This window comes from Rhizobium sp. L43, assembly GCF_002531725.1.
Taxonomy (GTDB): domain Bacteria; phylum Pseudomonadota; class Alphaproteobacteria; order Rhizobiales; family Rhizobiaceae; genus Rhizobium.
This window is the reverse complement of sequence record NZ_NWSQ01000059.1, coordinates 1-10,221: the sequence shown is the minus strand read 5'-3', so window position 1 is coordinate 10,221 and position 10,221 is coordinate 1. Positions and strand designations below refer to the sequence as shown.

Annotated in this window: 6 protein-coding genes and 3 pseudogenes; 5 read left to right on the top strand and 4 right to left on the bottom strand. The window is 57.2% G+C overall.

Annotation, left to right across the window (positions count from 1 at the left end):
* Positions 1–992: 992 nt before the first annotated feature.
* The 3 genes and pseudogenes from CO667_RS33855 to CO667_RS33845 form a co-directional block, all read left to right on the top strand.
* Positions 993–1,319: pseudogene (locus CO667_RS33855) on the top strand (carbamoyltransferase N-terminal domain-containing protein); the annotation flags it as partial.
* Between the two features lie 52 nt (positions 1,320–1,371).
* Positions 1,372–1,515 carry a hypothetical protein gene (locus CO667_RS33850; RefSeq protein ID WP_004678808.1) on the top strand — a complete coding sequence of 48 codons (144 nt, stop codon included), beginning with the start codon at positions 1,372–1,374 and terminating at the stop codon, positions 1,513–1,515.
* Positions 1,512–2,522 carry a LysR substrate-binding domain-containing protein gene (locus tag CO667_RS33845; RefSeq protein WP_096772327.1) on the top strand — a complete coding sequence of 337 codons (1,011 nt, stop codon included), beginning with the start codon at positions 1,512–1,514 and terminating at the stop codon, positions 2,520–2,522. Before CO667_RS33850 ends, CO667_RS33845 begins: the two co-directional genes overlap by 4 nt.
* A 210-nt stretch (positions 2,523–2,732) precedes the next feature.
* On the opposite strand, the pseudogene CO667_RS33840 reads toward CO667_RS33845, so the two are convergent.
* Together CO667_RS33840 and CO667_RS33835 are read right to left on the bottom strand one after the other, a co-directional pair.
* Positions 2,733–3,308: pseudogene (locus CO667_RS33840) on the bottom strand (radical SAM protein); the annotation flags it as partial.
* A 276-nt stretch (positions 3,309–3,584) separates the two neighbouring features.
* Positions 3,585–3,788 carry a transcriptional regulator gene (locus tag CO667_RS33835; protein WP_096772326.1) on the bottom strand — a complete coding sequence of 68 codons (204 nt, stop codon included), beginning with the start codon at positions 3,786–3,788 and terminating at the stop codon, positions 3,585–3,587.
* Positions 3,789–4,072: 284 nt separating this feature from the next.
* Here CO667_RS33835 and CO667_RS36175 point away from each other — a divergent pair.
* A pseudogene (locus CO667_RS36175) lies at positions 4,073–4,340 on the top strand (nuclear transport factor 2 family protein); the annotation flags it as partial.
* A gap of 142 nt (positions 4,341–4,482) precedes the next feature.
* On the opposite strand, the gene CO667_RS33825 reads toward CO667_RS36175, so the two are convergent.
* The gene (locus CO667_RS33825) at positions 4,483–5,370 is read right to left on the bottom strand and encodes a host specificity protein (protein ID WP_096772325.1); all 888 of its coding nucleotides are present in this window, start codon (positions 5,368–5,370) and stop codon (positions 4,483–4,485) included.
* 1,412 nt (positions 5,371–6,782) lie between these two features.
* Here CO667_RS33825 and CO667_RS33820 point away from each other — a divergent pair.
* Positions 6,783–9,485 (top strand): Ulp1 family isopeptidase, encoded by a 2,703-nt coding sequence (locus CO667_RS33820; RefSeq protein ID WP_245433412.1) that lies wholly within the window; start codon positions 6,783–6,785, stop codon positions 9,483–9,485.
* Between the two features lie 483 nt (positions 9,486–9,968).
* Here CO667_RS33820 and CO667_RS35690 read toward each other — a convergent pair.
* A partial coding sequence (locus CO667_RS35690; protein WP_210421757.1) for a hypothetical protein occupies positions 9,969–10,221 on the bottom strand: 253 nt, incomplete at its 5' end.

Below are 10,221 nucleotides of genomic sequence, written 5' to 3'. Positions count from 1 at the left end.
TGATCCGGAAAAGATCGAACGCATCATGGCAGACGAGCCGAAATCATAAGTGCCGCGGCCTTCGCCGGATGGATACGTTTCTTTGCAGCAAGCCCGATCACGCTTATCGACGTGCAGACTGGCGAAGCTGCGGCTCGGCTTGTCGGCTGAAAACTAGAGTAGAGAAGGAGTATTGCGGATGCGACGATACACGAGGATTTCGTCGGTCGGTCGGTCGACACCGACGTCGGAGGCGGATTTGCCGTAAACGTTGATCATCACGGCCGCCATTTGAAAGGAAGGATGGTAGTGCCGCTCGCCTTCCTATCAATCCACCCATCCCTTTTTTGCACGCATTCCATCCAAACAAACAATTTTACTGGTCAAAACAATTGCCCTTAGAAAAAACGCTGAAGAGCGCTGTGCAGAACGATTGTGTGGAGTTCTAAAAATGGGTCCTCAGGTTCGGTAGAGACTGTGCTGGAAAACGAGTTGGAGCACTCTGTCAGTTGCCTGGCCTCGATTGTTATCACGTTGGACGTGATCGGCCAAATCTTGGCCGTTGCTTCTGCCGTTTCAGTGCTAATGGGCTCTCACAAGAAGCACTGTTGCCTGGTCGACTAAATCTGTGAGTGCATCCCTCACAATGACTAGAAGCCAGAGCAGGCGCGCTCGCAGCCGCAAGGACATGATCTGCGCCTTTTGCAGGAACACCAAACCTCGTGATGTTTTCTTGCGGCTGTCGGGCCGAAATATGAAGGACTGAGTAATGTGGATAGGTTACGTGGCAGTTCTGCTGCAAATGCTTCGGTCAGGGTTTCCGTGCGGCGTCGCAACTATAGCATCAAGAAGGTTGCGCAGCATCGATTGTCGGCAATGTCGCCGAGCCGGTCGCTATTAGTATCGGCTTCGCCTGTGAGCTCTATCTGACACGTCAAACACAAGCTTTGAACTTACGAAAGCCGGCGGTCGGGCCAGAGCGACCTACCTTTCGAAACGGACTGGAGAGCAACATGCTGTGTCTAGGGCTGAGTGGGCGTCTAAGCAGAGTCTACGAAAATTCGTTCGATCTACCGAACAGCTTTATGCACGATGGGGCTGCGGTTCGCGTTCGCGACGGCCGAGTGATAGCGGCTGTCGAAGAGGAACGGCCTAACCGAATCAAGCACTCCAACACGCTACCAATTCGTTCGATTCAATATTGCCTCGCATCTGCAGGTGTTCAGCTCAGCGACATCGACCGCATCGCGTATTATGCAACCGAGGCCTATTGCAACGCTGTGCTCGAGCGCGTGCGCCTCTCTCACCCAAGCACCCCAGTATCGGATGCGAGGCTGTTGCAACGGGCTCAGGGAGGTCGACACGGGCTCTATATTCCTGTGGGACACCCCGATGTTCCATGTGATCGCCATCGTCACACAGATCTGGCCGCCCATTGGACGCGTGATGGCACAATGCCATGGAGGTTGTCACCCACGCTCCACCGCCGAGATGAACTCGAAAACGTTGGACCCGGAATTGATTGTTGAGGAATGAACTTCATGAAACGCAATGTAGAACAAGAGGTGACGGATCAACTCGCTTATAGGCGAAAGATGTTGCAAGATTGGAGAGGAGAGCGCCTCACTGGACACCAGATAAACCTAGCATCAATAGACCTCAACCTCCTGGTGGCGCTCGAGGCTCTGCTCGAATACCGGAACGTGACGCACGCGGGCCAGCACATCGGGCGGAGTCAACCGGCGATGAGCCGCGCACTGGGAAGGCTGCGCGGCTTGTTCAATGATGATCTCCTGGTGCGGTCTTCAACGGGTTTGATCCCAACGCCGCAAGGCGAACATTTGGCTCAAAGGCTGCCGTCGGCACTGCGTACGATCCGAGAGATGGTGACAAGCCGCAGCGTAATCTCAAAAGAAGCGGGGAGGGGGGCAACGCTGGCGATCCCCGATCATCAAGCTTTGGCTGTACTACCGCGCCTCCTGCCGTGGTTACGCGAGCGTGCCCCTCATCTCGACACACTCGCCTGTTTGCCATTTGATCGTGCCGTGCGGGGGCTTGAGCAAGGTGATATTGATTTGGCCGTTGGGCATATCGACGTGCAACTGCCTGGCTATTTTCGGCGGAGTCTTTATACAGACCGCTTCGCGTGTTTGTTGCGCCACGACCATCCAGCGCTGGCGCAGGAATGGACGATCGACAACTTCGCGACCTTGCGTCACGCTGCCATCAGTACGGACTCCCCCGACCACTTCGGCCCGATCTACGACCACTTGCCCAACCTGCGAGCGGATCGTAGTCCCATACTGTTTTCCAGCGTTCTCACGGCAGCGGTGGTAGCTTCGGCAACGGATTTGGTATTGCTCGTCCCGCGCCGCGTTGCGACCCAAGTTTCCGCGATGCTGCCGCTTAGGGTTGTTGATCCACCCCTCGAGCCGGCACCGTATAAGGTCATGCTCATCTGGCACGAGCGGTGCCATCACGACCCGCAGCATAAATGGCTGCGCAAGGAGGTCGCCGCCGCGTTGGAGACGGGAGCGGACTGACACAAGAAGCGGTGATCGGGATGCTCCTGAAGCATCAAAGAGAGCAACCGGGCATTTTGCGCGGGGAGATGACCAAGGCCCCAGCGCTGCTGCGACCGAGAGTGCCAGGCATGTTGGACGAATATCGAGACTTGGCTGCCTATGTGCTCGCGGGGCCTGCTTGTGTCCGGGCTTCTGCTGAGCTGCGGCACGGCCCGGCAGTGGCGCGGATATCTTCGCGCCGACTCTCGGATCGACCATGTTGATGGTGATCGTCAAGTGATCAACATTCATGTCAGCAAGCTCGCCGACACGGTCCGGCAGTGCCAGACCGTTGGTTGAAAGACACAGCTTGATATCGGGGATCTCTGTGGCTCCACGTTCAAATGTCGCCTTTGTCTTCTTCCGGTCATAACAGGCATCGCTTGGTCCGGTGATAAAGAGCACGGAAAGCTGAGGGACTTCATTGGCGACCGCAACGACCTTTCGCAGCGCCTGGTCAGGCGTCAGCTTTTCCGAGACGACCCCAGGCCGGCTTTCGTTGGCGCAGTATTTACGATCGCAGTAGTTGCACTGGATATTGCAGGCTGGTGCGGCTACGACGTGCATGCGCGCGAAATAGTAAGCTTCTTCTGAATAGCAGGAAAGGTCCTTGATTTTCTCCCACACAGCCGGCTCGGCGTGGTGCGGCTTTGCGGACGAACCGCACAATGACGCGGCGCAAGCAGTGGACTTCGCTGTGGCCAGCAGTTGGTTCATGGTTGTCGTGCTGGTCAGGCTCTTGAGCGAAATCATTGGTGGGGACATTGAAGGCTCCGTTGCTGCTTAACATCGCGGTTCAAAAAGCAAGGGCCATGCCAATGAAAATCACTACTTTTTTTCAATATGTTAGCGTTTTTTGTCCGGTTCCCTCCATTTGCGACCCGACATAGGGTTGTCAGGCATTTGACAATAGACAGACACCGGTAAAATGGCGGCTCGCCTCGGGTGCATGAGTTGAGGAGGGCAGGTCGGGCCGTTCGACCACACCAGGCGTAGAACTTTCTTTCACCCCGATTTGAACCCGCGGATGGCATAACCAACCTAAGGTCGGGTGAGGCCGGAGGCGAGCCGCCTGGCCTGAACCCACCCAGATTTCTCCATCGCGTCGATCAGCCGTTCCCGCTCGGTCAGACGCGCACCGATTGCGAGCCAGGCAGGATCGTTCGGATCACAGGCTTTGGAGGAGGCTTCGCCGAGGCAGGCGCCAGCGCGCCCGGCGGCCGCAAACGGGGATCCAGTCGACATTCGGCTCTTTCTGGCGAACTCGTCAATCGCATTGTTGCCGAATGGACCGTTAGCTCCCTTCCACACAAGCGCAGAGAGGCACTGGCTGTTCTTGCAGGCAAAATCCAACGGAGCAATGGTCCTTGATTGCGCGAGAGTTGCTGTCTTACGCACGCGGTTTCAAGTTCACAGACGTTCCCTGGGAAGCGGCTTTGCGAGGCCAGGTCAAGCGCCGACGGCGCGAATGTCCGTTCGCAGATGCACCGAACGCCACTTTCAACTCAAGACTAGACTTGCGACGGGCCATGGACCACGAGAAAATGGTCGAATTGCATGATCGCGAAACGATCCGCGACTGTCTCTATCGGTATTGCCGCGCGATAGACGGGCGGACGAGGCGGCGCTGCGCAGCTCCTTCTGGCTCGCGCAGGACAATCACGGAGCGTATACGGGCTCCGCCGAGGCTTCATTGAGTTCGCGCTTGGTGTCTTCAAGACCGAACCGCCCAACATCCACCAGATCACGAAAGTTCTGATTGAGTTTATCAGCCCGACTGAAGCAGCTGTCAGAGCTACTTCACAGTGCAGCTTGAGGCGGGCCGTCGCAGACAGTCGCAGCAAGATTGCAGTCTCTAATCTTCGCCTGCGTCCTCGTAATAGAGGGGCGTATCAACTCGGCCGGCGGCGCAAAAGGTCATCACGATGACGGCAAACTTTTATCCGCGGTTCAAATTGAGTTGTTCGAAGTACCAAGACGGGTCATCATCGGAAGAATCTGTCTCGACACTGGCTTCACTCGAATGCCCCTCGACACCTGCTTCATCGTCGCTAAGATAGCCCACGGTTTTAGAGAGATAACTCGAAGGTTTGTCTGCGCGCTGCCATCCACCCTTGCTATTCTTTATCCACTTGTCGGGATGTTGCGTAGGGTCGAGCACCCAGCGATTTTCACCCACGTCAACGAAACCCATCTGCTCAAGACGGGTTCCCATCTCTGGCGAAGCGGGACGTGACATGATCAACGGCTGTTCGCCGTCGAGTTGAAGTTGATGTTCGAGCAGAATATCGCCAGCGTTCTCGACAAGCGGATGAGTAACGCGAAGGTCTACAATCGACGTGATTCTTTTTCGACCGGGAAATAGTTCCCGCCACGGCTCGTTTTCGATGCTAAATCCATCCTCTGTTCTTAAAAGCCCAACGCTTCGTTCTCCCAGATCATAGCTGAAATATCGCGCGCTGGGCGTATCATCGTCGGTGCCGCCGTAGAGTCGAGCGATGGTAGCCGCACGCAGGGCTTTAGAGGACACGAAGGGCGAGTACTCTTGTGGATTGACGGAAATGTGCTTGATATCATCACCGTAAAATTCCCTCACTTTTCTGGCAAATGTAGATCTGTCGAGCACCTTAATTGGAGGTTCGGAAGAGAGCGAGTATGGCCGCGTTGGCGACGAAGGCGAACGAGCATTGGGATCTGGCGTTGATCGGGACGGCATGCCCGTAAGTGTTTGTGCCCCGGTCATATTCTCGATCCACCCCGCCATGGCCCCGGTGCGATCATCTTCCTCGGAAATGTTGTAGCGCAGCGATCGTTCTGAGTTATCCATGGCGGTCTCTCCTGAGAGTGAAAGGTGTGATGAAGCGCATCCTGTTCAGTCGCTTCACATGTGGGAACGGTGCGCTCACTGTCCGGCCTATAAAGCGGATACGTGACTGCTAAGCTTCGATGAAGCGGGGGGGTACGCGTTGCATGCGCGGCTCCTGGTCTCGCCTAGAGGGGACTAAACTTCCGCGAACTGGGCGGAAAGACGACCTGCGGGGCCCATATAGCCCGATGCGATCACTGGTTCTGCCAGCGTCGTCCGGACCCGCTCGGGAAGCTGCTCACAGCCGGTTGTCGTCCGCGAGCTTCTGGAGCTCTGGCGGAACAGTGCCGGCGGCTTGGCCAGCCGCAGTGATTGTAGTTGCATTAACATCGCCAGCGTCCATCCACGTTATAGTTCGTCTTACCGCCTCCAGCCGCTCCTCGTCTCCTCCTGATTCCTTTCCTCAGCCCAAGCCCCGAGGATTCGTGAAAGCGTGGTCCCTTCGCCAAACCATCGTCGAAGTCCGTCGGAGGTGTCTGCGCCGCGGCAGGGCTAAGATTAGCTTGAATGTTAGAGGTGTCCTCGGAGGATTTACCGCCCCGCGGGCCTGTTCTGTGTTCACCGCTGTTGGTCTCCAATTGCAGATTACGCATATGCTAGTGCAACCGGACTGGCCGCCACCATGCAAAATCGATATTCCAAAATGCTTTGGAAAAGCGGATCCACGGAGTCCCCTTAGGTGGTGAAGGCTCTGAGGAGTAGGTGGGCATCAGTGGTTTTTCGGCAGGGTCGGGTGGTTCAAGCACAGCCCGATAGAAGGCCACTGATGACCAATGAGATGATGGACCTCCGCTCGGGAATACGTCATGCCAAGCTGATAGCTGCTTGGCGGCGCAAGTCCCATCCGGCCAAAGTCCCATCCGGCCAAGGTCACAGCGGCGAAGCCGGGGCGAGTCTTGCGGGCGTCGCGGTAACGGGGGGCTGAAGTGTAGACAGATACGGGTGCGGGAATGAGCCTCGAAAGTTGAATGATCACGGAAGGCCGAGTGGGTTCTGTAGAGCGACAATCTGGCTGAGTCTCACCTTGTTTGCCGCCGCGCACTGAGGCGGTGAAATCAGAAGGCCGGCGGATGGATTGGTTGGAATTGGAAATTCTGACGGCACCTTCACGCTGCATGTTCCACACATCACCCGAAACTGCTTAAATGAAGGCCAATTTTAGCGGGCTCCGCATGGCAAGCGGCAAGCTGGCGAGCCTCTCAAGCCATGTGCCGGCCTGATGGTCGAGTGCAGACGATTGTCGGCAAGCCGTCGCCATATGGTGTTCGGCCATGCCTTGAGGGCATGATTGGATCTGGCTTTAGCATGCTTGGCGGCGGTCGGCAGGCATTAGGATCGAGGTTCCAAATTTGATTTCCGGAGGACCGGCATCGATGTACCCAAGACGGAACCAGCCGCGCGATGACGATTCTCGCGAAGTAAGTGAGTGGATCGAAGGCGTGACCGGAGCTGTCGCGACGGACGCCTGGATCCGGGACTACTATTCACTGAGACGAGACATGGAACAGGATCTGAGCGACTTGCGCCTCGGGTCGCACGACAGTGACGCCGGCGATCGTGTGCCGCGTCGCAGATCCGTGGGCGGTTCGATGCGAGTGACGCCGCAGTCGCGGGCGCCAGAGAACTCGTTGAGCGGCGCCCGCCACAGCATAGACGTCTCTCGGGCGGGCTCCAGCAGCTTGCGATTCGGCGGCTCGGGGGGCAAGACATCGAGCAATATGGCGGAGGCGGGCGAAGTCGCCGCGGCGCCGCAGGGCAAAAGCCGCGGATTTAAGTCGCGCATGGCGTCAGGGTTCAAGAAGGCGTTCGGATGGAGCAGCAAGACGTCGTCGCGGGGTTCGGGGCAGCAAGACGTCGATGCCGCAACGGAGACTCACGTGGTCTCAACCACGGTTCGCGTCGATTACGCCAAGCGTGGTCGCCCCGCCGACCGGGACATGTATCCCGATGACGAGTCCCGCATCAACCAGTTCGCGGAAGCAGTCCGAGACTACGAAATTCTACCCGACGGTAGCATCGGCCGAGGGGACGGAAGGGTTCCCGAGGGTACCCTCACGAACAATTTAAAGATTCTTAGGAGGTTCGCTCGTTGGCTCAAAGCAGAGAACAGAGATTCGATGGCTTCTCGGCTTTTAAACGATCCAGATTCACTAGCCGTTGATATCGCGGATTATTGGGCAAGCGGTGGGGATGGTCAGGACCGTCTTAAGTCAGCACTGTCTCATTTCAGGAGGCTCGGGCCTGAGGGGCAAGAACTCCAAGCCGTTGGACCTGGGCCGCGCCTGATGGGGCGCCAGATACATGATCCTTATCCCGACGACGCCCTCATCATTGATAGCTTGGCCAAGGAAGAGCTGAGTAAGTTCGGACCGGTCCCGAATTCTCAGAAAAATACCAGTAACCAACGAAGGTTTAGTGCTTGGCTCCAAAGGACGGGCAGGGGGAGCATAGCCAGCCGACTCACGGGTACTGATCAGCAGCAACAGTCGTTGAAGGACGATTTTAGGGCCTTTACCAAGGATGAAGGAAAAAATATTGGCGGCGTGGGTCTCGATCGGCTGCGGCAGTATCTAGGCGCCGAGTCGCAGTTGAAACAGCATCATCCTTATCCCGACGACGCCCTCATGATTGATGGCTTCGCCAAGGAAGAGCTGAGCAAGCTCGGATCGGACTCGACTTCCAAGAGGCAAGTTGCCCGGAATGTGGCCAGCAATCAACGAAAGTTTAGTGCTTGGCTGCAAACCAGGGGTAGGGAGAGCATAGCGAGCCGGCTCAACGGCAGTGATCAGCAGCAATGGTCGTTGAAAAAAGATTACCAAGACTTCACCGAAGCCATGGGAAAAAAACTCACTATGTCTTTCAAGCGGCTTCGGCAGTACCAGCAAGTCGTTGAGGCGAACGCAGCGTCGGGGTTGTCCCCTGAGCAGGCAAGTGGCCGGGAACCGGCCGGTCTGGACGGCCGTTCGGATCCACGTGCCGAGTTCAGATCAACTTCGCCGCTGCAGCAGGTTGATCCACCGATCGAAGGCCGCAGCGGATTGTCGCTCGACCATACCGAATGGCTGGGCGACCAGCATATCCAGACGGATTATGAGCTGCTAATGCAGGACTTGCAGCGAAACGATCCGGATCTCGCAGCCAGGACGCGGCTTATCGATCCCCTGATAGCCCATTATCATCTGCGCCTGGGCGATGAGAGCACCGCGCTGAGCGCTTTCCAGCGCATCGTTAATGATCAGAATGGAAGAGATACAGCCGACTTCCTGTTCCTTCCAGTGAGCGATGCCAGTGCTTCGGATCCTGATCACCGCGGCACCCATTGGTCGCTGCTACTCGTTGACCGTCGCAACCGCGAGGGGCCGGCTGCCTATCACTATGACTCCTTCCGGGGACAGAACGACGAGTTTGCAGCAATGCTCGCACAAAGGTTGGGTACCCGTCTGGAGCCCGTCCGCATGACCCAACAGCGCAACGACTATGATTGCGGAGTCTTCGTGGTTGACGGCACGCGGGCGCTCGTTAGACGTCTGGCGCGAAGAGGCCGGCCAGCCGTGCTGCACCTCGACAACCTCGTCGCCGATCGGGAGCAACTCCAACGACGTCTGAGCCCCGCGCCCAACAGTGCTCGAGCGGGGGCTGCGGCGGCTGAACCGGAGTCCTCCACACAGAGCGCCGATCCCGCAGAGTTTTGGCATGGAGTGGGTCAACCCGGCCAGCTTCCCGATAGCTGGAATACAGCGACCTTCCGGCAGGATTTGCCGTCAGCCGCCTATTCACCGGTGCAAAGCCTCAATCCGCCAGACGCACCATGGGAGCAAAGCTTGGGGGCATCGATCTTCGGCACCCCACAGTACATGCTGCCTGTGGACGACTTGGGAGGAGCTGTCCCTTCGAGCTGGCAACACCGCAATCAACCGGCACCGGCTGGCCTTCGGCTTGCAATGTACTATTATGACTTGCTGCCGAGCGCGGACAAACCCCAGACCAGCATCACTATCCATGGTGTGCCCTACACGGCCACTCTGGGGCCATCAGGCAGGGAGAACGACATTTACCTTTTCCTGCAATATCAATAGGGTGGAGATGGATCGAGCAATAGATGCCAGTCGTTCTTGAAAAAACATCAAACCGTTGAGGGAGAATCCGTTTTTACGCGGTACGTGCAGCGCGCCAACCCAGATGAGACGATCCCCAGTGCCGGGGGCGACATCGAATGTGCACGTCGCCAGTCTTCCTTCAAAACGTTGACGTTTGGCCAGCATCCCAAGAGGCGACGGCTGTCGCATCTCTCTTATGTCGTATGCAACTTCCTTCCGGCTTTGACGACGAAAGCACCGTGTGAAGCTACTGAGCAAACGAGGGAGACAGGGCATTTTGACGACGGCTCCCTTCCCAGACCATCGTCGAAACGGCTGACAGTCCGCCGGAGGTGTCTGCGCCGCGGCCGGGCTAAGATTAGCTTGAATGTTGGAGGTGGCCTTGGAAGATTTACCGCCCGGCGGATGGATTGGTTGGAATCGGAAATCCTGACGGCGCCTTCACGCTGCATGTCCCACACATCACTCGAAACTGCTTAAATTAAGGCCAATTCTGGCGGGCTCCGCATGGCAAGCGGCAAGCTGGCGAGGCTCTGTGACGGCCTGATGGTCGAGTGCAGACGATTGTCGGCAAGCCGTCGCCATATGGTGTTCGGCCATGCCTTGAGGGCATGATCGGATCTGGCTTTTGCATGCTGGGCGGCGGTCGGCAGGCATTAGGATCGAGGTTCCAAATTTGATTTCCGGAGGACCGGCATCGATGTACCCAAGACGG